The sequence below is a fragment of the Chelativorans sp. AA-79 genome, from assembly GCF_029457495.1.
Classification (GTDB): domain Bacteria; phylum Pseudomonadota; class Alphaproteobacteria; order Rhizobiales; family Rhizobiaceae; genus Chelativorans.
Genome location: NZ_CP120361.1, coordinates 852,584 through 875,337 on the forward strand (window position 1 = coordinate 852,584; position 22,754 = coordinate 875,337).

General features: G+C 65.4%; 23 protein-coding genes. 10 read left to right on the top strand and 13 right to left on the bottom strand.

Features of this window, described 5'->3' with window-relative positions; translation table 11 throughout:
• Positions 1-14 precede the first annotated feature (14 nt).
• Entirely contained in the window at positions 15-293 is a 279-nt protein-coding gene (locus PVE73_RS04310; RefSeq protein ID WP_277365758.1) for a hypothetical protein, read from the top strand.
• Positions 294-296: 3 nt separating this feature from the next.
• Here the strand turns inward: PVE73_RS04310 and PVE73_RS04315 are convergent, their stop codons facing one another.
• The 8 genes from PVE73_RS04315 to PVE73_RS04350 form a co-directional block, all read right to left on the bottom strand.
• On the bottom strand, positions 297-587 hold the full coding sequence (locus PVE73_RS04315) for a hypothetical protein (RefSeq protein ID WP_277365759.1): 291 nt from the start codon (positions 585-587) through the stop codon (positions 297-299).
• Between the two features lie 20 nt (positions 588-607).
• Positions 608-1,063, bottom strand: coding sequence for a CBS domain-containing protein (locus PVE73_RS04320; RefSeq protein ID WP_277365760.1), 456 nt, complete (start codon positions 1,061-1,063; stop codon positions 608-610).
• Between the two features lie 120 nt (positions 1,064-1,183).
• Positions 1,184-1,363 carry a hypothetical protein gene (locus PVE73_RS04325; protein WP_277365761.1) on the bottom strand — a complete coding sequence of 60 codons (180 nt, stop codon included), beginning with the start codon at positions 1,361-1,363 and terminating at the stop codon, positions 1,184-1,186.
• A gap of 87 nt (positions 1,364-1,450) precedes the next feature.
• Positions 1,451-1,834, bottom strand: coding sequence for a hypothetical protein (locus PVE73_RS04330; RefSeq protein ID WP_277365762.1), 384 nt, complete (start codon positions 1,832-1,834; stop codon positions 1,451-1,453).
• 8 nt (positions 1,835-1,842) lie between these two features.
• Positions 1,843-4,380, bottom strand: coding sequence for a cytochrome c oxidase subunit I (ctaD, locus tag PVE73_RS04335; protein WP_277365763.1), 2,538 nt, complete (start codon positions 4,378-4,380; stop codon positions 1,843-1,845).
• A 3-nt stretch (positions 4,381-4,383) separates the two neighbouring features.
• Entirely contained in the window at positions 4,384-5,385 is a 1,002-nt protein-coding gene (locus tag PVE73_RS04340) for a c-type cytochrome (protein WP_277365764.1), read from the bottom strand.
• Entirely contained in the window at positions 5,382-6,530 is a 1,149-nt protein-coding gene (locus PVE73_RS04345) for a c-type cytochrome (RefSeq protein ID WP_277365765.1), read from the bottom strand. The genes PVE73_RS04340 and PVE73_RS04345 overlap by 4 nt, the downstream gene beginning before the upstream one ends.
• Positions 6,531-6,532: 2 nt before the next feature.
• Positions 6,533-7,087, bottom strand: coding sequence for a cytochrome c oxidase assembly protein (locus tag PVE73_RS04350; protein ID WP_277365766.1), 555 nt, complete (start codon positions 7,085-7,087; stop codon positions 6,533-6,535).
• Positions 7,088-7,330: 243 nt separating this feature from the next.
• Between PVE73_RS04350 and PVE73_RS04355 the strand changes: the two genes are divergently transcribed.
• The 5 genes from PVE73_RS04355 (at position 7,331) to PVE73_RS04375 (ending at position 14,227) form a co-directional block, all read left to right on the top strand.
• Positions 7,331-8,491, top strand: coding sequence for an efflux RND transporter periplasmic adaptor subunit (locus PVE73_RS04355; protein ID WP_277365767.1), 1,161 nt, complete (start codon positions 7,331-7,333; stop codon positions 8,489-8,491).
• A gap of 14 nt (positions 8,492-8,505) precedes the next feature.
• The gene (locus PVE73_RS04360) at positions 8,506-11,631 is read left to right on the top strand and encodes an efflux RND transporter permease subunit (RefSeq protein ID WP_277365768.1); all 3,126 of its coding nucleotides are present in this window, start codon (positions 8,506-8,508) and stop codon (positions 11,629-11,631) included.
• Positions 11,632-11,745: 114 nt separating this feature from the next.
• Positions 11,746-12,231 carry a MaoC family dehydratase gene (locus tag PVE73_RS04365; protein WP_277365769.1) on the top strand — a complete coding sequence of 162 codons (486 nt, stop codon included), beginning with the start codon at positions 11,746-11,748 and terminating at the stop codon, positions 12,229-12,231.
• Between the two features lie 244 nt (positions 12,232-12,475).
• On the top strand, positions 12,476-13,189 hold the full coding sequence (locus PVE73_RS04370) for an SDR family oxidoreductase (protein WP_277365770.1): 714 nt from the start codon (positions 12,476-12,478) through the stop codon (positions 13,187-13,189).
• A 91-nt stretch (positions 13,190-13,280) separates the two neighbouring features.
• Positions 13,281-14,227 (top strand): IS630 family transposase gene (locus tag PVE73_RS04375; RefSeq protein WP_277362644.1). Its coding sequence is split into 2 segments (ribosomal slippage): positions 13,281-13,617 and positions 13,617-14,227, totalling 948 coding nucleotides; the frame shifts between segments, so codons are not numbered across the junction.
• Positions 14,228-14,349: 122 nt separating this feature from the next.
• Here PVE73_RS04375 and PVE73_RS04380 read toward each other — a convergent pair.
• From PVE73_RS04380 to PVE73_RS04400, 5 genes are read right to left on the bottom strand one after another with little or no spacing between them, the layout of a single operon-like run.
• On the bottom strand, positions 14,350-14,649 hold the full coding sequence (locus tag PVE73_RS04380; RefSeq protein ID WP_277365771.1) for a hypothetical protein: 300 nt from the start codon (positions 14,647-14,649) through the stop codon (positions 14,350-14,352).
• Between the two features lie 54 nt (positions 14,650-14,703).
• Positions 14,704-15,249, bottom strand: coding sequence for a sarcosine oxidase subunit gamma (locus PVE73_RS04385; RefSeq protein ID WP_277365772.1), 546 nt, complete (start codon positions 15,247-15,249; stop codon positions 14,704-14,706).
• Entirely contained in the window at positions 15,242-18,232 is a 2,991-nt protein-coding gene (locus tag PVE73_RS04390) for a sarcosine oxidase subunit alpha (RefSeq protein WP_277367346.1), read from the bottom strand. The genes PVE73_RS04385 and PVE73_RS04390 overlap by 8 nt, the downstream gene beginning before the upstream one ends.
• Positions 18,232-18,528 (bottom strand): sarcosine oxidase subunit delta, encoded by a 297-nt coding sequence (locus PVE73_RS04395; RefSeq protein ID WP_277365773.1) that lies wholly within the window; start codon positions 18,526-18,528, stop codon positions 18,232-18,234. The genes PVE73_RS04390 and PVE73_RS04395 overlap by 1 nt, the downstream gene beginning before the upstream one ends.
• A 9-nt stretch (positions 18,529-18,537) precedes the next feature.
• Positions 18,538-19,791, bottom strand: a complete 1,254-nt coding sequence (locus PVE73_RS04400; RefSeq protein ID WP_277365774.1) for a sarcosine oxidase subunit beta family protein — start codon at positions 19,789-19,791, stop codon at positions 18,538-18,540.
• A 203-nt stretch (positions 19,792-19,994) separates the two neighbouring features.
• Here PVE73_RS04400 and PVE73_RS04405 point away from each other — a divergent pair, with 203 nt between their 5' ends.
• From PVE73_RS04405 to PVE73_RS04420, 4 genes are all read left to right on the top strand, one after another.
• Positions 19,995-20,753: an SDR family oxidoreductase gene (locus PVE73_RS04405; RefSeq protein WP_277365775.1), complete on the top strand. Its 759-nt coding sequence runs from the start codon at positions 19,995-19,997 to the stop codon at positions 20,751-20,753.
• A gap of 151 nt (positions 20,754-20,904) precedes the next feature.
• Positions 20,905-21,132, top strand: a complete 228-nt coding sequence (gene rpsU / locus PVE73_RS04410; protein WP_028033117.1) for a 30S ribosomal protein S21 — start codon at positions 20,905-20,907, stop codon at positions 21,130-21,132.
• A gap of 129 nt (positions 21,133-21,261) precedes the next feature.
• Complete coding sequence (locus tag PVE73_RS04415) at positions 21,262-22,137, top strand: tetratricopeptide repeat protein (RefSeq protein WP_277365776.1); 876 nt, start codon at positions 21,262-21,264, stop codon at positions 22,135-22,137.
• A gap of 109 nt (positions 22,138-22,246) precedes the next feature.
• The gene (locus PVE73_RS04420; RefSeq protein WP_277365777.1) at positions 22,247-22,738 is read left to right on the top strand and encodes a DUF992 domain-containing protein; all 492 of its coding nucleotides are present in this window, start codon (positions 22,247-22,249) and stop codon (positions 22,736-22,738) included.
• Positions 22,739-22,754: the final 16 nt, after the last annotated feature.

Below are 22,754 nucleotides of genomic sequence, written 5' to 3' on the forward strand. Positions count from 1 at the left end.
AAGCATTGTCTGAGTTGCCGAACGAGGAAATCGAAGGACGGCTGGTGGCCCAGCGCGAGGCCCTGGCCTTTCTCATCGCACATGTGGCACGGATGGAAGAACGCTATGACGAGCACGCCTCCAGGCTTCTTCGAGTGCTGGAGGCGCACTCGCTTTTCCAGGATCATCAGGAGGATCCCGGCGCGGTGCCATCAGGCGGTGCCTTTGCCGTCGAAGCTGCGGCGAAAAGCGAATTTCGCCGCATCCTGAGCGACGCTCAGGAGCAGATCCCGAGCGCTCGCCCAGGCGGCTGACGCTCAGGTTTCGTCGAAACGGCCGCCCTCGCGCGCATTGTTGCGGCGGAAGACGCGCTCTTCCTCGTCGTCGGGAAGGGCATCGTCACTTTCCATATAGGGATTGTCCTGCCCCTCCGCGTAGTGCTCGTCCGTATCCACGCGGCCGGAACGGTCAAGAGGCACGTCTTTTCCGTCACTGGGGCGTGCGGGAACGGTCTCCACACCTCTTACGGCATCCCAGTCGCCGTCCGCGCGTCCGGGTGCTTCCTCGTGAGCATCCTCGGGACCCCTACTTTTCCGGTCGTCAGCCATGGCGGCTCTCCTTGTTCGGATCAGACACGTGCGGCGCCGTCGCCACCTGTCTGGGTGTGGCGTCCACCCGGCCGTGAAATGCCTGTGAGCGCCTCGCCGGCCGGCTGCTTGCCCTCGGTGAAGGCGAGATCGCCCAGCGAAAGAATTCCGACCAGGCGCTTGTCGCGACTGACCACCGGGAGGCGGCGGATCTGCTGGTCGGCCATGTTGTGGGCCACGTGATCGGTATCCTCGTCCTCGAAGCAGTATCTCACGTCCCGCGTCATGATATCGCCCACGCGGCAATCGGGACCTTGCCCCTGGGCTATGGCCCGCACCGCGATGTCGCGGTCGGTGAGCATGCCGACCAGCCTGTCATTGTCGCCGACGGGCAGGGAACCGGCGTCGATCTCCGCCATGATGCGGGCGGCCTGCTGAATGGTATCGTCGGGGTTGGCAACGCGGACGTCCCGCGTCATCATCTCGCTCACTTTCATGGTAACCTCGCATCTCAAGAATTTCATCCGGACTCGCGGCCTCTACCAGCGGTCCTCAGAGACCCAACGGATGCCACCGTTGGGGTGTTCCCTGTCCGGAGTGCGATTTCGTGCAGGCGCTCAGCCGAGCTCGCGCACCATGTGGGCTTCCTGCTCCAGGATGGTGGCGACTTCTTCTCGGGTCAGATGCGTCAGCATCAGGCTGACGCAGCATTCCAGGTAAGTGAGGGAGGATCGTCGGAGGAAGTCGTTGGTCTGCTCCCGCGACAGGCGGTCTATCTTGCGTTCCCGGTTGGACATTTCCTTGTTCTCCTGCGGCCGTTACGGCCCGATGTCCCGTTTCCAATCCGCTTCGGGGCACTTGGTTCCGTCGGCTTCCGGCACTTTTCAGCGGGCCAGAATACAGGAGGAAAGCATCGCCACGGCAAGGCCCGACCAGAGGATTCCCACCAGGGAGAGGAGGTTCACGAAGAAGGAGATGGCGTCATATATCCTCGGCTCGGTGACCGTTTCCCCGATGCCCAGAAGCCGCGCGAAACGGCGCTGGTTGAAGAGGATGGCTGCAAGCGGCAGCGCGAGGAGGACTGTGACCGCTGCGATCGTCACGGTGGCGGCTGCGGGTGCGGCCGCGAGCGCGCAGATCGCCGTATGCGCGGCATAGACGATGGTGAGATGCAGCCCCCAAAGAAACAGGCCGACCGTGATGTAGAGAAGGACGGCGACCGCGCCGGCCCCCTCGTTCGGATTGCGCATCCGGTCCAGTTCGCTCATCGAACCTCCTATCCCGTCAGGCGCGGAAAGCCGTGCACAAGCGCCAGGCCGAGCAGCATCTGCGCGGCGGCGTAATAGCTGAGCAGGGCCGCGTTCTCGTAGTTGACGCGGCGCTCACGGTCGAGCTTGCCCGTCAGATAGCGCGCGATGGCGAAGCCGGCGAGAATGACGCAGGCAAAGACGACCTGGAAATTGATCACGCTGGCCATATAGACCATGGCACCGTAAGCGTTCTGCATCGGGCGCAGGCCCGTCATCCAGTGGCCGAGGATCTCGGCCGTGAAAGCGCCCGCCAGGCAGATCGCGCCGATGGCCAGCAGCAGGGGAACGCCCGCCTGCCTGCGCCCCGGATCCGGCAGCCATTTGCGGACGATTGCGATCGCAAGAGTGCCGGCGACAATGAGAAGCGCTGTGCCCAAGGGCCACACGCGACCCGGCAGATCGGGCGAGCCCCGCGGCGCCCAGACCTCCGGCGAAACGATCCAGAGATAGAGATAGGAGAAGATATAGGCGATGTAGAGCGAGGAGGCGACCAGAATGAGCACCATCATCGCCCACCAGGCATGGGACTTCGGCCCTGCCATGTAGGTGGGCAGGCGAATACCCGCGCCGATGTCGACGGGCCCGATCTCGGGCCCATGGTCCAGCTTCCAGCCCCAGACGAAGCAGGCCACGATCATGACCAGGCTGCAGACGAGCGCCGGCACGACCAGCTTGATGGTGAGCAGCAGGAAGAAGCCGGCCATGAAGACCGCCGCGATCAGCTGCGACCAGCCCGCGCCGGGCATGCGGATGATGTATTGCGGCTTGGCGTCCACCGGGCTCGTGACGATGGTTTCGCGCCCGCCGGTCGGTGCTCCGGGCAAGAAGTGGAGTCCTTGCTCGACCTCGCGTGCCAGGCCTGGCTGCTCCCACAGGGGATCGCGGCTTGTGATGAAGGGGATGCTGCGGGCGGAATAGGCGCCGGCCGGGAGCCACTCCAGCGTGCCGGCCCCCCATGGATCATCGACCCCACCCGAGACCGTCGGCCGGAAGCGCCGGAAGAGATCGATCACGAAGAGGGCGATGCCCGCCGCTAGGATATAGGAGCCTGCGGTCGAGACCATGTTGAGCGTGTCCCAGCCGAGGCCTTCCGGATAGGTCCACACCCGCCGCGGCATGCCGACGAGCCCGGTGATGTGCATGGGGAAGAAGGTGACGTTGAAGCCGATGAACATCAGCCAGAAGACCCAGCGGCCAAGCCGCTCGGACAGCATGTTCCGGCTGAATGCAGGCACCCAGTAGTAGAAGGTGGCAAAGAGCGGGAAAACCATGCCGCCGATCAGCACATAGTGGAAGTGGGCAACGACGAAATAGGTGTCGTGCACCTGGAAATCGATCGGCACCAGCGCCACCATCACGCCCGTCACCCCGCCCACGGTGAAGATGAACAGGAAACCCAGGATGAAAAGCGAGGGCGTGGTGAGGCGGAAGCGCTCCCTGCTGGATGCCATGGTGGCAATCCAGGAGAAGACCTGGATGCCGGAGGGTATCGCCACGGCCATGCTGGCCGCCGAGAAGAAACCAAGGCTGAGCGACGGGATGCCGGTGGTGAACATGTGGTGCACCCACAGGCCGAAGGAGAAAAAGCCGGTGCCGATGAGCGCCACGACGATGAGCCGGTAGCCCACCAGCGGATGCCGCGCCATCGTGGGGACGATCATGGAGACGAGCCCCGCCGCCGGCAGGAAGATGATGTAGACCTCCGGGTGGCCGAAGAACCAGAAGAGATGCTGCCACAGAAGCGGGTCTCCCCCCTTTGCCGCCGTGAAGAACGGCCAACCGAAGGAGCGCTCGATCTCGAGCAGCATGGTGCCCAGGATCACCGCCGGGAAGGCGATCATGATCATGGCGGCGAAGATCAGCATCGCCCAGGCGAAGATGGGCATGCGCGTGAGCGACATGCCCGGCGGGCGCGTCCTCAGCGTGCCGACGACGATCTCGATGGCGCCGGCAATCGCGGATATCTCGATGAATCCGATGCCGAGCAGCCAGAAATCCGCATTATCGCCGGGCGAAAACTCCTTCAGCGTCAGCGGCGGATACATGAACCATCCGCCTTTGGGCGCGAGATCGTAGAAGACCGTGGAGAAGAAGACGAGCCCGCCTACGATATAGGCCCAGATGGCGAAGGCGGAGAGCCGCGGGAAGGGCAGGTCGCGTGCGGCCAGCATCTGCGGCAGGAGGAGGACGCCGAGTGCCTCCACCACCGGTACGGCGAAGAGGAACATCATCGTCGTGCCGTGCACGGTGAAAATCTGGTTGTAGAAATCCTGGCTGACGAGGTCGTTTTCCGGCACGGCAAGTTGCGTGCGCATGATGAGGCCGAGGATGCCGGCAAGCAGGAAGAACAGGAAGGCGATGCCGACATAGAGGATGCCGATCACCTGGTTGTTGACCGCCGAGATCATCCGGAAGCCCATGGGGATCTTCCAGACGCGCTCGAGCTCCTCCAATTCGCCTTCCGGGCGCGGGGCTTTGTTGGGAAGCTCCTTGGCCTCGCTCATCGTCTACTCCAGGCTGTCCAGATAGGCGGCAAGGGCGGAAAGCTCCTCTTCGGAAAACTGGCGGAAGGGCGGCATCTTGTTCTCCGGCTTGATGTGCTGGTTCTCGCTTATCCAGCGCGCGAAGGCCTCCTCGTCGTTCGGCATGATGCCGGCGGCGAGCGACATGCGGCTGCCCACATGGGTGAGGTCGGGACCGATGAGGCCTTGCGCCCCGGTTCCGCGCACCTGATGGCAGCCGCCGCAGCCGTGCTCCATGAAAATCTCGCGCCCGCGCGCCTGTTGCTCGGTCGCGGGTTCCGGGGCCGCACCCGCCTCGCGCGCCAGCCACGCTTCATACTCCTCCGGCGGCATGGCCACGACGTAAAAGGCCATGAGCGCGTGGGCGCCGCCGCAATATTCGGCGCATTGGCCGCGGCTGATGCCGGGTTCGGTGGCCTCGAAGACCACCTCGTTGGTGCGGCCGGGGATCATGTCGAGCTTGCCGGCGATCTGCGGCGCCCATAAACTATGGATGACGTTGTCCGATTCGAGCCGCAGGCGGACGGGCTGGCCGACGGGCAGGCGCAGCTCGTTGGCGCTCAGCACCTCTTCGCCATCCGGTCCCTCGTAGACGACCTCCCACCACCAGAGCTTTCCGGTAACGGTCACCGTCGTCCCGCCATCCTGCTCGGCGCGCACGGCTCCCGCCTGCATTACGAAGAGGCCATAGGCGAAAAGGCCGGTGAGCACGACGATCGGCAGGACGATGCCCCCGCCGATGACGACACGGTCGCCTCCCAGACGTGCTCTCCAGCGCGCCGGCCCGTAGAGCGCCACCGCCACGAGCACGACCACCATCAGCGTGACGGCCGCGCTGACCCCCGTCGCCATCCAGAACAGCGGGTCGATCCGCAGTGCTTCCACGCCGCTGGGCGACAGGACCGATTGGACGCCGGAGCATCCCGCCAACGCCGCGAACGGCAGAAGAAGGCACGCCCGCCGGAATCGCCCCCTCGTCCTCCTCATGGGAAGGCTCCCGAGCCACGCGAGGCGCTGACGGACGGCTGCCGTGTACGGGAGGCATAGTAGGCGGTGAGGTCCTCTATTTGCCGGTCGCTCAGCCGGCGGGCGATGGGCATCATGATGGCGCTATAGGTGGAGCCGTCGCGGATGCCGTTGCGGAAGAGCGACAGCTGCGTGGAGATGTACTCGGCCGAAAGACCGTCGAGGCGCGGGAACTGACCGGACGTATCGGCACGGTGACAGGAAGAGCAGGCGGGGACGTCGTCGGCGCGCACGCCGTTCAGGGCGATCTCCTCACCGCGCGCGACCGCCTGCGCGTCGAGCGCGGCGGACCGGTCGCGCGTCATCGCCTGCAGCGAATAGGCCCGCGCGAGGGTTTCCATTTGCTGCGGATCGAGCGCCTCGGCGACCGCCTGCATGATGCCGCTCGGGCGTTTGCGCGCGGCATACTCCTCCAGCGCGCGCAGAAGATAGGGCTGCTTCTGGCCCTCGAGTGCGGGCACGAGAGGATGGACGGGCGGCTCCTCCGCGCTTCCGTGGCAATTGGTGCAAAGGGCCAGCGTGCTTTCCTGGCCGGCACTGCCTGCGCCGAATTCCAGGCTGGCCTTGCTGCGCGTATTCTCCAGGCCGGCCAGGGCCGCGTAGTCCTCGGCGTCGGTCTCCGGCAGGCGCTCCAGGAAGGCCACCAGTGCCCAGACCTCCTCGTCCCGCTCGAGCGCGGGCCAGGAAGGCATGCCCGTGAATTTCAGCCCGTGCTTGACGATCCAGAACAGCTCTTCCGTGTCCCAGTCCTCCACCGCCTCCGAAAGGGGCGGCGGCGCGGGATACATCTCCGCGACGACCGGATTCTGCGCGGAGGCGGGGGAGCCGTGGCAGGCCGCGCAGCCTAGCGCGAAATGCCTGGCGCCGAGGGCCGCCAGACCCTCGTCCGACAGATCCGGCACGTCGGTCGTGATGCTGTGCACATCCACCGAGCGGCGGAGCGTCAGACGGATGATCGCGTTGGTGATGCCGAAGTGCTCTTGGGAGGCGGCGACGTTGTAGACGCCGGAAAGTACGAAGACGGCACCCAGGAAAAGACCTCCAATCACGGCGATGACGACCCCGATGACGATCGCTGGCCAGCTTGGCACTTTCAGCCAGCGCATGGTCAACCGTTCCCTTCGGGCAGATAGGTCGGCTTGCGGCTTTCGATCTCACGCAGCCAGCGTGCGGCAATGATGATGCCGGCGAGCACATAGACCAGAGGGCAGGCCACCAGCATCATCAGTCCGGCAAGCTGCTGATCGGCGAGCAGCGCCTCAGGGGCGATGCGGCCGCCGAGGCAAAGCTCGGCCGCCCTGAGATAGAGCGAGCGCGGCGCGAAGGTCAGCAGCACGCCGAGCAGGCAGAAGAGCTTTCCGGTGAGGAGGAGGGCACCCAGCGCGCGCCAGCGCGCAGCCTCCGCCTCGTCGAGCACCGCTCTCCAGAACCACAGCGCGGCGGCGAAAAGCGAGAGATGCATCAGCACCTCTCCTCCAGTCACCGAGTAGGCGAAGGCCAGCGGCAGGGGGAGGTGCCAGACCCAGAGCAGCCCGACCTGCAGAGCCGCGGCCGGCCCGATCCACCGCGCATCGGGCGGCTTCACGCGGGGAGGGGCGACAAGACGCCAGGCGAGCACGAGCGCGGGGGCTGCGACATTCATCGCCAGGATGTGGACAGCCATGTGTTGGGCAAGGAACCCGCCGGTCTCCAACATGATCCGGTGAACGGACGAAAGTCCCCACTTGTTCCAGACCCGTCGCGGAATTCCCTTTGCACGGCGGCGGCATCCTTACAGCAATTTAATAATCCGGTTGGTGAAATCAGGCTCAATATTGTCGTAGAAGAGACTTATGATAATTGCGTCGCGGCCATGGGGTTCGCACGCCCGCTCCGCGCCAGCCGCGGTTCTGATCCGGAGAATCGAATGTCCTGGTGGAAGCAGGCCCTCCTATGTTTCTTCATTCTCGCGGCCGCCGCCGGGGCCTGGTACCAGTTCTTCCCCGGGTCGCGCCAGATGGTGGCCGACCTGGGCCTGGTGCAGGCACCGGCCGAAGCCGCCCCCACGAGTGAGGATCGGCAAGGCGGCATGGCGCGCCGGCGCGGGGGCGGCATGCAGGCCGCCATCGTCTCGGCCCCGGTCGCCAGCGCCACGATCAACGACCGCTTCACCGCCATCGGCAACGGCAAGGCGCTTCATACGGTCGCGGTCCGGCCCTATACGTCAGGCAGGCTGACGGAGATCCTCGTCGAACCAGGGGCCGAAGTGGAAGCGGGCGACGCCATCGCGCGGATGGATTCGGAATCCGAGCGCATCGCCGTCGACCGCGCGCAGATCGCGCTCGACGATGCCCGCACGACGCTGGAGCGCGTCAACGCGCTGCGCTCTTCCAACACCGCCACCGCCGTCCAGCAAACGGAGGCCGAGCTTGCCGTTCGCAATGCCGAGCTCGCGCTGCGTGAAGCCACGCTGGCGCTCGAGCGGCGCGATATCGTGGCGCCCATCGGCGGCACCGTCGGTATCCTGCCCGTCTCGCCGGGGGATTACGTCACCTCCTCCGACGAGATCGCCACCATCGCCGACCGCTCCCAGATCCTGGTCGATTTCTGGGTGCCCGAGCGCTTCGCGCGGCTTCTGGAGGTCGGCATGCCGCTTTGGGCGGAGTCGATCGCCCGCTCCGACGAGCGGTACGAGGGCACCGTCAGCGCCATCGACAACGAGGTCGACACGGCAAGCCGCACCCTGCACGTGCAGGGCCGCATCGCGAACCCCGCCGATACGCTGCGTTCGGGCATGGCGTTCCGCGTCACCATGCGCTTCCCGGGCGAGAGCTACCCGGCGGTGGATCCGCTCGCGGTGCAGTGGAGCACCGAAGGCGCCTATGTCTGGGTCGTGCGGGAAGGGGCTGCGCGGCGCCTGCCCGTGCGCATCATCCAGCGCAATTCCGACAGCATCCTGGTCGACGGGGTGTTCGCCGACGGCGACTATGTGGTGGTGGAAGGCGTGCATGCCGTGCGCGAAGGCCAGCCGATCGCCGTTGCGGGCAATGAAGAAGGCGCCGGCACGCCGCCTGCCCCCAGGGGCTGAAAGGGACTGCGCGGATGAGCCAGAAGGATATCGACAAGGCGGCGGACGGCATGACGGCGCTTTTCGTGCGCCGCCCGGTCTTCGCCTTCGTCGTCAACACGTTGATCGTGGTCGCGGGCCTGGCCGCTCTCTTCGGAGTGGAGGTACGCGAGCTTCCCGATGTCGACCGCCCGGTGATCTCCGTCTCCACCAATTTCGACGGGGCCGCCGCCGAAACCATCGATCGCGAGATCACCGCCACGATCGAGGGTGCGGTGGCGCGCGTCGCCGGTGTTTCGGCGATATCCTCCTCCTCATCCTTCGGTAGAAGCCGGGTCACCATCGAGTTCCGCGAGAGCGTCAATCTCGACACTGCCGCTTCGGATGTCCGCGACGCGGTGGGGCGCATCCAGAACCGGCTGCCCGACGACGCGGACAGCCCCGTCGTCGTCAAGACCGACGACAATGCCGACGCGATCATGCGCCTCGCCGTCACGTCCGACAGGATGAACGTGGAGGACATGACGCTCTATATCGACGACGAGATCGTCGACAAGCTGGCGGCCGTGCCTGGTGTCGCCGACGTGCAGGTCTACGGCGATCGCACCAAGATCTTCCGCGTCGATATCGACCAGTCGCGGCTGGCAAGCCACGGGATGACCGTCGGCGATATCGGGACTGCGCTGGAGACGGTGGCCTTCGACAGTCCTGCCGGCTCGCTCACCAGCAGCACGCAGGACCTGATCGTGCGCGCCACCTCCTCCGTCACCACGCCGGCGGATATGGAGAACATCCAGCTTTCGCCGAATGTGCGGCTCGGCGACGTCGCCACCGTGACGCTCGGGCCCGACGACGGCGAGAGCCGTCTGCGCACCAATGGACGCGCGGGCATCGGTCTCGGCATCCTGCGCCAGGCGCAGTCGAACACGCTCGATATCTCCTCGGGCGTGAAGCAGGCGGTCGAGGACCTCAGGAAGACGATGCCCGAGGGCATGTCGATCCAGATCACCAGCGACGATGCGATCTTCATCAACGGGGCGATCCACGAAGTGGAGATCGCGCTGTTCATCTCCGTGACGATCGTGCTCCTCGTGATCTATCTCTTCCTGCGCGACTGGCGGGCGACGATCATTCCCGGCATCGCCATTCCGGTCGCCCTCATCGGCACCGTCGCCGCGATCTATCTGGTGGGCTTCTCCGTCAATATCCTGACGCTGCTCGCCCTGGTGCTCGCCACCGGCCTCGTGGTGGACGACGCCATCGTCGTGCTGGAGAACATCGTGCGCCGGCGCAACCAGGGCATGGGGCCACGTGCGGCCGCCGTTCTCGGCACGCAAGAGGTGTTCTTCGCCGTCATCGCGACGACCGCCACGCTGGTCGCCGTCTTCGTGCCGCTCTCGTTCCTGCCCGGCCAGGCGGGCGGCCTTTTCCGCGAGTTCGGTTTCGTGCTCGCGTTCGCGGTGTTCCTCTCCTCGATCGTCGCGCTTTCGCTCTGCCCCATGCTCGCCTCGCGCATGCTCTCGTCCGGTGAGGCGGCGGAAGAAACAAGCGGCGGGCTTCTGGGGCGCTTGGGCGGGGGGCTTGCGGACCTTTACGCCCGCACGCTGCATTTCTGCCTCGATGCGCCCTCGGTGGTGATCCTGTTCTCGATCCTCTTTGCCGGTGCTGCCTATGGCGCGTTCGGGATGATCAAATCGGAGCTTACGCCGAGCGAGGACCGGGCGGTGGCGATGATGCGTGTCTCCGCGCCCCAGGGGGTGAGCCTGGATTATCTCGCCGGCAAGATGCGCGAGGTGGAGGCGACCATCCAGCCGCTGCGCGACAGCGGCGAAATCCGCACCACCTTCTCCATCACGGGGATGGGCGGCAGCACCAATAGCGGGTTCCTCATGATGGGCCTTGCCCCCTGGGAGGAGCGCGAGCGCTCCCAGCAGGAGATCATGGAGGACATAAACGCGCGGGCGGCACGCATTCCGGGCGTGCGCGCCTTCGCCTTCCAGCCGAACAGCCTCGGTATCCGGGGCTCAGGAAGCGGCCTGCAATTCGCCATCGCGGGAAGCAACTACGAGCGGCTGACCGAGGCCGCCCTCGCGATCGTCGCGGATATGGAGAAGGATCCGCGCTTCGATCAGCCGCGCCTCTCGCAAGATGCCACCCAACCGCAGCTCAAGGTGGAGGTCGATCGCGACCGGGCGGCGGATCTCGGCATCAACATCAACGGTCTCGGCGAATCCATCCAGGCGCTGCTCGACGGGCGCAAGATCGCCGACCTGTTCATCGACGACAAGAGCTACGACGTGAAGCTCGTCTCCACGATGAATCCGATCAACGATCCGACGGACCTCGAGAACGTCTTCGTAAAGACCGGGGACGGTCGTTTCGTTCCGCTTGCCACGGTCACGTCCCTGCGCGAGGAGGCGGTACCGCCCTCCCTCAACCGCGAGCAGCAGATGCGCGTGGTGCGCATAACCTCCGCGCTCGCTGCGGACTTTCCGCTGGGCGACGCGCTCGAGCGGGCGGAGGAGATCGCCGCGCCTCACCTGCCGCCGGGCAGCCGCATCATTCCGCTTGCGGAGGCGGCGAGCCTCGGCGAGACCGGCAACAGCATGCTGACCGTCTTCGGCTTCGCGCTGGTCGTCATCCTGCTGGTCCTGGCGGCGCAGTTCGAGAGCTTCGTCAGCGCGATCATCATCATGGCCACCGTTCCGCTGGGACTTGCCTGCGCGGTGTTTGCGCTCATGCTCACCGGCACCAGCCTGAACGTCTATAGCCAGATCGGCCTGGTGCTCCTGGTCGGCATCATGGCCAAGAACGGCATCCTGGTCGTCGAATTCGCCAACCAGTTGAGGGATCGCGGGCTCAAGGTCCGCGAGGCCGTCGAGCAGGCGTCGCTCATTCGCCTCCGCCCCGTCATGATGACGATGATCTGCACTGTCGTCGGCGGTGTTCCCCTGGTGCTCGCCTCGGGCGCGGGTGCGGAGGCGCGCATTGCGCTCGGCTGGGTGATCGTGGGTGGGCTGGGCCTTTCGGCGCTCTCGACGCTCTATCTCACCCCCGTCGCCTATCTTCTGCTCGGCCGTTTCATAACGCCGAAGGTGGAGGAGGAGGCGCGGCTGGAGCGCGAGCTTGCCAACGCAAGCTCGACCGCCAGGAAGACATAGCCTTCAAACGCGGGATGACATCACGCGTTCAACGCTGTATCTGTGCGCGCATTTTGTAGGCAGCCGCCGAAACCCGTGGCCTGCCAAGCGTAGAACGGAGCGCGATCATTGTCCATGAAGGCGGTAGCAATCGAGGAAGCGTTGGCTCTCGTCGGCAAGGAGGTCGGCGTATCCAACTGGCGCACCGTCTCCCAGGAGATGATCGACCAGTTCGCCTCCGCGACGGATGACCACCAGTTCATCCACACGGACCCCGAGCGGGCCGCCGAGGAGACGCCCTATGGCGGCACGATCGCGCATGGCTTCCTGACGCTCTCGCTCCTGTCGACACTGATCTTCGAAGCCGTTCCCCCGCTGGAAGGCGTTTCGATGGGCATGAATTTCGGCTTCGACCGCGTGCGCTTCCTCAATCCCGTAAAGTCCGGGGCCCGCATACGCGCCCGGTTCGTGCTGGCGCATATGAAGGTCCGCCCATCCGGGATCGTCGAGACGCATTACGACGTCACGATCGAGATCGAGGAGAGCGTAAAGCCCGCGCTCACAGCCCGATGGCTAACCCTGGCGCTGCCTTCCGAGCTTCCCGGCCAGACAGCCGCGTGAGAAGACAGCCGGCAACCATTCTCCCGTTCAGCGGTTTCTTGACTGTGGCGGAGCAAACCGTGAAAAGACCCGGCGGGGACGAGTCTGGTGGCGCACCAACTCCTTGGGGAAGATGAAAAAAGACAGGGCCGCGGCCGATGGTCGTCGCAGGCCGTACGAGGATTTGGAGCGAGAGGGCTGAATGGAGGCTTTTGAGGGGCTGACGGTGCTTCTGACGGGCGCTGCTGGCGGTTTTGGAAGATGCTTGGCACGCAGGCTCGCCGGCCAGGGAGCGCGGCTCGTGCTTTCCGACCTGAAGGAAGAGCCGCTGAGGGAGCTTGCCGACTCGCTCGAAACCGAGACGGCGATCCTCGCCGGCGACATCGCGGAAGAAGTGCTCTCCGAAAACCTCGTCGCGCTTGCGCAGGAACGCTTCGGCGGGCTGGATGTGGCCATCAACAATGCCGGCATCGCGCAAGCTTTCGTGAAGCTGCACCTCATCCCCTCCGAAGAGGCGCGCCGGGTGATCGACGTCGACCTGATGGGCGTCTTCTACGCGATGAAGCACCAACTGCCCGTTATGGAGCGCCAGTACAGGCGCGACAAGCGGCGCAGCGCGATCGTCAATGTCGCCTCGGTAGCGGGGCTTGCCGGCGCGCCGCGGCTTGCCGCCTATTCGGCGGCCAAGCACGGCGTGATCGGCTTTACGCGCACCGCCGCCGCCGAATATGCCGGCAAAGGGGTGCGGATCAATGCGGTCTGTCCCTCCTACGCGCGCACCGAGATGGTGACCGGCGTGCTCAAGATGTCACCCGCCAGGGCAAAGCACGCGGAGGCAGGGCTGACACGCGGCGTGCCCATGAAGCGCCTCGGCGAAGTGGAGGAGGTGGTGGAAGTCATCCTGTTCGCCGCGAATCCCAACAACAGCTTCATGACGGGGCAAGCGCTGGCTGCCGATGGCGGTGTGACGGCGATCTAGAGCGGTTCCGGTTGTGTCTGAATCGAAGGGGGATTCCGATTTCGGAGGTTTTGTGATTCAAGATGCTGGCTGGAGTGGAGGCCAGCATGGGATGACGCGACCTCTTTCGAATGATCTGCGTGAACGTGTTGTTGGGGCGGTCGAGGCCGGCGAGAGCTGCCGGTCGGTGGCGGCTCGTTTCGGCGTTGCCGTCTCGTCGGCGGTGAAGTGGTCTCAGCGCTACCGTGCGAGCGGGTCTGTGGCGCCGGGCAAGATGGGCGGGCACCGCAAGCGCGTGCTGGAGCCGCACCGTGCCTTCATCGCCGAGCGGATCAGCCAGACGCCGCATCTGTCGCTGCACAAGCTGAAGGAAGAGCTGGCGGCGCGCGGCGTGAAGGTGTCGCACGATACGGTGTGGCGGTTCCTGCGCCGCGAGGGGCTTCGGTTCAAAAAACGCTGTTCGCCCTTGAGCAGGCTCGTGCCGACATCGCCCGCCGGCGGCAACGCTGGCGTTCTTGGCAGTCCGGTCTCGATCCGACACGGCTGGTGTTCATCGACGAGACCTGGATCAAGACCAACATGGCGCCGCTGCGGGGCTGGGGACCACGCGGCAAGCGCCTGCGCGGCTTTGCCCCGCACGGCCACTGGCGCACGCTGACCTTCCTCGGCGCTTTGCGCCATGACCGGCTGACGGCGCCTTGCGTCTTCGATGGACCGATCAACGGCCAGTGCTTCCGCGCCTATGTCGAGCAGCAGCTCGTGCCGGTGCTTGAACCGGGCGACATCGTCGTCATGGACAATCTCGGCTCGCACAAGTCGGCCGCCGTCCGGCAGATGATCAAAGCCGCCGGCGCAAGGCTCTGGTATCTGCCCCCATACTCGCCCGACCTCAATCCGATCGAGCAGGCCTTCGCCAAGATCAAGCATTGGATGCGCGCGGCTCAGAAGCGGACCATCGAGGAGACATGGCGGCACATCGGCGGCCTCGTCTCCTTAATCCAGCCCAGTGAATGCAGCAACTACTTCGTCAATGCAGGATACGCTTCCGTCAAAACCTGAAAGGCTCTAGAGCAATTCCAGGAAAAGTGGAAACCGGTTTTCCGTCCGGGATTGCGTAAAATCAAAAACCTAGATCATTTCAGTGTTTCCAGGAAACGCTGAAATGATCTAGGCACGCAAGCCTAATCTTTCTTTTTTTCCGGCCTGCCGGCATGGGTGGTCGAAGTCACGGAAATCGGGTCGCTCGCCGGAAACGTGTCTTCCAGCCCTTCGTCCAGTTCGTCGTCCTTCCGATGGGCGGCTTCGTCTGATGCCTCATCCGATTTCGGCTTGGCGAACTCCTTGGGAGCCCCGGTGCGCGTGGTCTGCGCGGCCGAGACGGGATCGCTCGCGGGGAAGGTGTCTTCCAGACCCTCCTCCAGTTCGTCCTCCAGTTCCTCGGGCTCCGGGCGCTGGTCGGGCTTGCGTTTATCGGGCAGCATGGACGTGGCTCCTTTTATGAAGGAAACGCCGACGCGGGAGCCGGGTTCCGACGACTAACCGTTCTCCCGTGCCGCTTTCTCCAGAAGGCTGAAGACATAGTCGGAGAAGGACCGCCAACATTCAATGCGAAAAGCGTCCTGGCGCGTGCGCCACAGCACGATTTCAGCCTTGGCGAAAACGGTGCGCGACGCGGCGCCCACCGGAAAGCGATCGAGCGAAAGGTCCTGCGGGCACCCGGAATTCAGCACTTCCTCCGAGCGCGGGCCGGAGACGAGAATTGCGGTATTCCGGTGAGAGATGTCGACGGCCGAGTGGAGCACATCTGCCTTGGCGCAGATGGTCGTGAGATCCGCCGCCCCGTCATCGATCACCAGCCACTCGTCGGGGCCGAGCCAGAGCGCCGCGCGCGCACCATTGGCCGCGGCGGATCTGGGCCGCTGCGACAGCTCGATGGCCAGCGCTCCGGACAGGGCCTGGAGCGAAGCCTGCGGTGCGCGCAGCGAGAGGCGGCTTGCAGGCGCGGCGTGCGCGAGCGATATGCCGTCTCCCTCATAGGCGCGGCCCTCGAGTGCGGAGATGCGGCGGGCGGTCTCAGCCATGGATGCGCTCCCCCTTCTCGTCGAAGAAGATCATGGAGGCCACCTCGACCTCAATCACACCGTCCGGCATCGGCACGCAGAGCCGCTCACCCATCCTCTCACGGCCGTTTTCCAGCAATGCCAGCGCGATCGAGCGGCCGCAGTTCTCTGACCAGTAGGACGAGGTCACATGGCCGATCATCCTCATGGGCACGGGCTGCTTGGGATCGGCGACGATCTGCGCGCCTTCCTCCAGCACGGTCTTCGGGTCCTTTGTCTTGAGGCCGACGAGCTGCCGGCGCCCTTCGGCGACGAGATCCGGTCGCTTCACTCCACGAATGCCGACAAAGTCGGCCTTGCCCTTGGCGACCGCCCAGGAGAGGCCCGCGTCGTGGGGCGTCACGGTGCCGTCCGTGTCCTGGCCGACGATGATATAACCCTTTTCCGCGCGCAGCACGTGCATCGTCTCGGTGCCGTAGGCGCAGGCGCCATGCTTCTGCGCCTGAGCCCAGACCGCCTCCCATACCGCACGGCCATAATCGGCCGGCACGTTGATCTCGAAACCGCGCTCGCCGGTAAAGGAAACGCGGAAAAGCCGCGCCGGCACGCCGCACACTTTTCCTTCGCGCACGGACATGTGCGGCATCGCCTCATCGGACATATCGATCCCGTCCACCAGCGGCGCGACGATGTCGCGGCTCTTCGGCCCCTGGACGGCGATAACCGCCCATTGCTCGGTGACCGAGGTGAGCCAGACCTCCAGATCCGGGAATTCGGTCTGGAGATAGTCCTCCATGTGATGGAGCACGCGCGGCGCACCGCCCGTCGTGGTCGTCACGTAGAAACGATCTTCCGCAAGCCGCCCCACCACGCCGTCGTCGTAGATGAAGCCGTCCTCGCGCAGCATGATGCCGTAGCGGCAGCGCCCGACCCCAAGCTTCTGCCAGGAGTTGGTGTAGAGGAGTTCGAGGAAGCGGGCGGCGTCCGGCCCGACGACCTCGATCTTGCCGAGCGTTGACGCATCGAAGATGCCCGCCGCCTCACGCACCGTGCGGCATTCGCGCGCTACGGCCCGGTGCATGTCCTCTCCCGTCCTCGGAAAGTACCACGCGCGCTTCCACTGGCCGACATCCTCGAATACAGCGCCGTTCTCCTCCGCCCAGGAATGAATGGGCGTGCGCCGCACCGGCTCGAAGAGCTCCCCCCGCGCATGCCCCGCCAGTGCACCGAAGGTGACCGGCGTATAGGGCGGACGGAAGGTGGTGAGCCCCACCTCGGGAATGGATTTGCCCAGCATCTCCGCGGCGATGGCGAGGCCGTGCAGGTTGGACGTCTTGCCCTGGTCGGTCGCCATGCCCGTCGTGGTGAAGCGCTTCACATGCTCGATGGAGCGCATGCCCTCGCGGACGGCCTGGCGAATGTCCTTCGCGGTCACGTCGTTCTGGAAGTCGACGAAGGCCATGGCGCCTTTCCGATGGCCGAGCGCGTCGCCAGCCATGCCCGGCGACCAGCAGTCGCCTGCGTGCGCGACGAGCTTGCGCGCCCTTCGCCTCGTCCCGGCACCGCTTTCCTTGGCCGCTTTCGCGCCGGCGGCGAGTGCCTCCTCCACCGTTTCCGCGAGCCCGATCGTTCCGTTGCAGGCGCCGACGGAGGTCGCGTCCTGCGTATATTGCCCCGGAAGGAAGCGCTGCGTGTCGGCGTCGAACGCAAGTTTTCCGCGTGATTGGGAAAAGAGGTGCACGGCGGGGGTCCAGCCGGACGAGGTGAGCAACGCATCCACCTCGATCTCGCGCCGCCAGCCTTCCTCGCGGTGAACGACGCAAACGCGATTTATGCGCAGCCTGCCCTCGGTGCCCACCACGTTGCAGCCGCGGAGCACCTCGATGTCGAGCGACTTCGCGTCCTCGAGATACGTACCTTGCGGATTGTCCCGCCAATCGATGATGACGGGAACCGCGACGCCACTCCTTTTCAGGTCGAGCGCTGCCGCATATGCCGAATCCTCCGCCGTGAAGACCGCGACCTTGCTGCCGACGGCCACGCCGAAATGGTTGAGATAAGCACGCGCTGCGGAAGCAAGCATGATGCCCGGCCGGTCGTTCTGCGGGAAGACCATGTGCCGCTCGATGGCGCCCGTGGCGAGCACGACACGCTTGGCCCGCACCTGCCACAGCCGTTCGCGCGGGGCATCGGGATCAGGCTGCGCCAGATGCTCCGTCAGACGCTCGACGAGTCCCAGCATATTCTGCGCGTAGTAGCCGAAGCCCGTGGTGCGGGTGAGCACGCGCATATTCGGGCGGGCGCGCAGCTCGGCCCCCGCTTCCCGCGACCACTCCCAGCCGGGCTTGCCCTCGACCACCGCGCCCGATTCGAATTTCAGCGCGCCGCCAAGTTCCGCCTGCTCGTCGGCCAGGACGACGCGCGCGCCGCTTTCGGACGCCGCGAGGGCCGCGGCAAGCCCCGCTGCGCCGCCACCGATCACGAGCACGTCGCAATGGGCGAAGCGGTTGGAGTAGTCGTCGGGGTCGGGCTCATCCGGCGCCACGCCCAGGCCCGCCGCGCGGCGAATGGCGGGCTCGTAGAGCCGTTCCCATGCGGCCCTCGGCCATTTGAAGGTCTTGTAGTAGAAGCCCGCGGAGAAAAAAGGCGCCCCGAGATTGCTCGCCGCTCCCAGGTCGAAAGCGAGCGAGGGCCAGCGGTTCTGCGAGACGGCTGCGAGGCCTTCATAGATTTCCTGCACGGTGGCGCGAACATTCGGCGTCCTGCGCGCGGAATCCCGATGGATGCCGACCAGCGCATTCGGCTCCTCCGCGCCGGCGGAGAGGATTCCGCGCGGGCGGTGATACTTGAACGAGCGGCCGACGAGGTGGACGCCGTTCGCGAGCAAGGCCGAGGCGAGCGTGTCGCCGGCAAGCCCGTCATAGCTCCTGCCGTCGAAGGTGAAGCCGACCGTCCTTTCCGGATCGAGCCGGCCGGCGGAGGGGAGGCGGAAAGGCTGTCTCATCATTTGCGATGCATCTTCCCCAGATCCGGCTTCGGCTCGCCGGCCTTGTAAGTCATCAGGAATTTGTCGGTCACGGTATCCCGCGCCGCGTTGAAGAAGCGCGCGCAGCCATGGATGTGGCGCCAGCGCTCGAAGGTGACGCCCTTCGGATTGGAGCGGATGAAGAAGTATCGCTCGAATGCCTCGTCGGAAATGTCCGCGATGTTCTCCGGCCGGGCGATATGCGCCTCACCGGCATGGCGGAATTCGAGTTCGGGCCGCTCTTCCTGGCAGTAGGGGCAATGGATCAACAGCATGCGGAAACCTCAGTGCGCGACGGCCGCGGCCGCCGCCTCGTCGATCAGCCGGCCCCTCCGGAAGCGCTCCAGCGTGAAGGGCGCGTTGATGGGGTGCGGCTCGTCGCGGGCGATGGTGTGGGCGAAGACGTGACCCGAGCCGGGCGTCGCCTTGAAGCCGCCCGTACCCCAGCCGCAATTCACGTACAGCCCTTTCACCGGGGTCCTGGCCAGGATCGGCGAGCGGTCCGGCGTCACGTCGACTATGCCGCCCCAGGAGCGCAGCATCTTCATGCGCCTGAAGATCGGGAACATCTCGCAAATGGCGTCCAGCGTGTGCTGTATGATGTGCAGGCCTCCGGTCTGGGAATAGGAGGTGTACTGGTCGGTACCGGCGCCGATGACCAGCTCGCCCTTGTCGGACTGCGAGATATAGGCGTGCACCGTGTTCGACATGACCACGCAGGGAAAGACCGGCTTCACCGGCTCCGAGACCAGCGCCTGCAGCGGGAAGGATTCGAGCGGTACCTCGACGCCCGCCATCTGCATCAGCACGGAGGAATGGCCGGCTGCGACGACGCCGATCTTCTTCGCCGCGATGGGTCCGCGCGTGGTCTCCACGCCTGCGACCGCGCCGTCCCGCCCGCGCCTGATGGCGGTGACCTCGCAATTCTGGATGATATCGACGCCGCGCGCCGAGGCCCCGCGCGCATAGCCCCAGGCCACCGCGTCGTGCCGCGCCGTGCCGCCCCGGCGCTGGAGCGCCGCCCCCATGATCGGGTATCGCCCGTCCTTTGAGATGTTGAGCGGAGGGCAATATTCCTTCGCTTCGTCCGGCGTCAGCCACGCGTTGTCGACGCCGTTCAGCCGGTTGGCGTGGATGTGCCTCTTGAATACCTGCACGTCATGCACGTTGTGCGCGAGCATCATCACGCCGCGCGGGGAATACATGACGTTGTAGTTGAGTTCCTGGGAAAGTCCTGCCCACAAGGTCACCGCGTGATCGTAGATCGCAGCGCTTTCGTCATAGAGATAGTTCGAACGGATGATGGTGGTGTTGCGGCCGGTGTTGCCGCCGCCAAGCCATCCCTTCTCCAGCACGGCCACATTGGTGATACCATGCTCCCTGGCGAGATAATAGGCGGTGGCGAGCCCGTGGCCGCCGGCACCCACGACGATCACGTCATAGGCCTTCTTCGGCTCGGGCGAGCCCCATTGCTCCGGCCAGCCGCTCTGGCCGCGCATCGCTTCGCGCGCGATGGCGAAGACGGAATATTTCTTCATTAGGTTCCCCGCTTGCCGATCCTGCCTGACCAGATGAGGTCTACCTCTACTGAAAGTGACAGACCCGCCTTGCGCTGATTGCGACGGGACTTGCCGTTTTGCGCCAAGCATGCCGTCAGCTTTCGGGTGGCCGAACACCCATCCTTTTGAGAACACGGTTCCATGCCGGCAGCAAGCCGGTGCAGCTCGAAAGGATGATGCGAATGTTCTCACTCTCCGGAAAGGTGGCAATCGTCACCGGTGCCAGCTCCGGCATCGGTCGCGCCACGGCAAGCCTATTCGCCAGAGAGGGCGCAAAGGTGGTGGTGAGCGCGAGGCGCGGGAAGGAACTCGAGCGCCTCGTGGCCGAAATCGGCGAAGAAGGGGGAGAGGCGGAAGCGGTCCCCGGCGACGTGCGGGAGGAAGCGCATGCGAAAGCCCTGGTGGATCGGGCGATCTTCCGCTTCGGCGGCCTCGATATCGCGTTCAACAATGCGGGCGCCGTCGGCCGCCTGGCTCAGGTGCCCGAACTCGGCCGGGAGGACTGGGAGGACACGCTCTCGGTCAACCTTACCGCGGCCTATCTCGCGGCAAAGCATCAAATTCCCGCGCTGCTCGACCGCGGCGGAGGCGCGTTGATCTTCACATCGAGCTTCGTCGGCAACACGGTGGGCATGCCCGGCATGGCGGCCTATGCGGCATCCAAGGCCGGGCTGGTCGGGCTCACGCAGGCACTTGCCGTCGAAGTCGGCCCGCGCGGCATCCGCGTCAACGCGCTCCTGCCGGGCGGCACGGACACACCGGCCGCCACTTTCAAGACCCCGGAGGAGTGGGCTTTCGTGGAGGGGCTGCACGCGTTGAAGCGCGTGGCGAAGCCGGAGGAGATCGCGCGCGCGGCCCTCTTCCTCGCCTCCGATGCCGCAAGCTTCGTGACCGGTGCGGCCATGCTCGCCGACGGCGGCGTCTCCATCAACCGGACGTAAGGCGGAAACAGTGCGCGGGCTCTCGACAAATGCCGTGGATTCTGGTATGAGCCCGCGCATCCTGCGGCGGGACAATCTGTCGCGGGATATTGGCCGTTGAGCGAACCCGGATTTGCGGCCAAGAGGATCAACGCTTTGACAGGAAACCCAGGTGCAGGTACTCGTCCGCGACAACAATGTTGACCAGGCGCTCCGCGCGCTCAAGAAAAAGATGCAGCGCGAAGGCATTTTCCGCGAGATGAAGATGCGCGGGCATTACGAGAAGCCGTCGGAGAAGCGGGCGCGCGAGAAGGCCGAGGCCGTGCGCCGTGCACGCAAGCTGGCGCGTAAGCGCGCCCAGCGCGAAGGGATTGTCGGCGGACGGGCGGCGGCGCGCTGAGCGCCTCTATTTTGTCCTTTTCCGCGGCTTTATGAGCAAGGTGGCGCGATCGGAACATCGCAGCCACCTTTTTTATTGCGGCGCGCTCGCTAGAATGCGTCGGCACATGCAAAAAGGACGGGCAGATTCATGGCTGATGGAGTGATTGCAGAAAGCGCAACCCCTGGGCGAGTGCGGACGGCGCTCGCGCTATTGGCCCTCGTCACCCTGGCCGCCTGCAACACCACCGATCCCGTGACGGACCTGACGCGCATCGATACCGCACAGGGATCGCAGGAAAACATCGCTTCGCTCACCGCCGTCATCGAGCGAACGCCGAACGATCCGGAAGCCTACAATATCCGCGGCGCAGCCTATGGACGTGCCGGCAACTACCGGGAGGCCCTCAAGGATTTCGACAGGGCGATAGAGCTCAACCCGCGCTCCTTCCGCGCCTATGCCAATCGCGCGCTCATCTACCGCTATATGGGCGATCAGCAGAAGGCGCTGGCCGATTACAACCAGGCGATCGCGCTCAATCCGAGCTATGACGGCGCCTATATCGGCCGGGGCGAGCTTTACCGCCTTGCCGGCCGCTCGACCGAAGCTTTCCAGGATTTCGAGCGGGCGATCCAGCTCGACACCACCGATCCGCGCGCCTTTCACAGGCGCGGCCTGCTCTACCAGGCGAGCGGTCAGCACCAATTCGCGATCGAGGACTTCGCCAAGGCGATCTCGTTCGCCCCCAACCAGCCCTACGGCTATAACGGACGCGGACTTTCCTATCTGGCGCTGGGCGACGACGAGAACGCCTTTACGGATTTCAACACCGCGATCCGCCTGGACGACGGCATCGCCGAAAGCTGGGCCAACCAGGCGCTCGTCTATGAGAAACGCGGCGAGATGGACAAGGCTGCACGCTCCTATGCGCGCGCCCTGGCGCTCGACCCCAATTATGGTCCGGCCAAGGACGGCCTCGCGCGGACGCGGGGGGCAGGCGGCACCACCACGGCGTCGCGGACGTAACACGCCGCATCACGCGCGTCGGGCACGGAGCGCGGCGGATTTCCGCTCCTTCGGAACCATCCTTGGCCTGCTGCTGTTCTAAGACGGCAACGTCAAAGGAGTTTCAGCCATGCACAGGAGCGCAATTGCCGCGCTTGGAGCGATTTTTGCCCTGTCGACCACCGCCATGCCTGCCGCAGCGCAGCAGCGGACGGAGGTCGGCATGCTCGATTGCATCATCGAAGGCGGCACCGATATCGGCTTCGTGACGTCCAAGGAGCTTTCATGCACCTTCCAGCCCGCGGATTCCTCGCGCCCGCCGGAGACCTATGTCGGCGCAGTGAAGAAGTTCGGCCTGGAGATCGGCAGCACAAGCGAACGCGTGATGCGCTGGGCCGTCCTGGCGCCGACCACGGCAGACCCCTACGCGCCCGGAGCGCTCGCCGACACCTATGTGGGGCCAAGCGCCGAAGTGACCGCCGGCATCGGCGGTGGCGCCAATGTCCTCGTCAGCCGGACCAACAGGAATCTCGTCCTGCAGCCGATCAGCCTGCAGGCCCAGACGGGGCTGAACATCGCCGTCGGTGTCGACGAATTCGTGTTGAGATCGACCGCGCAGTGACTGCCACTCCCCAAGC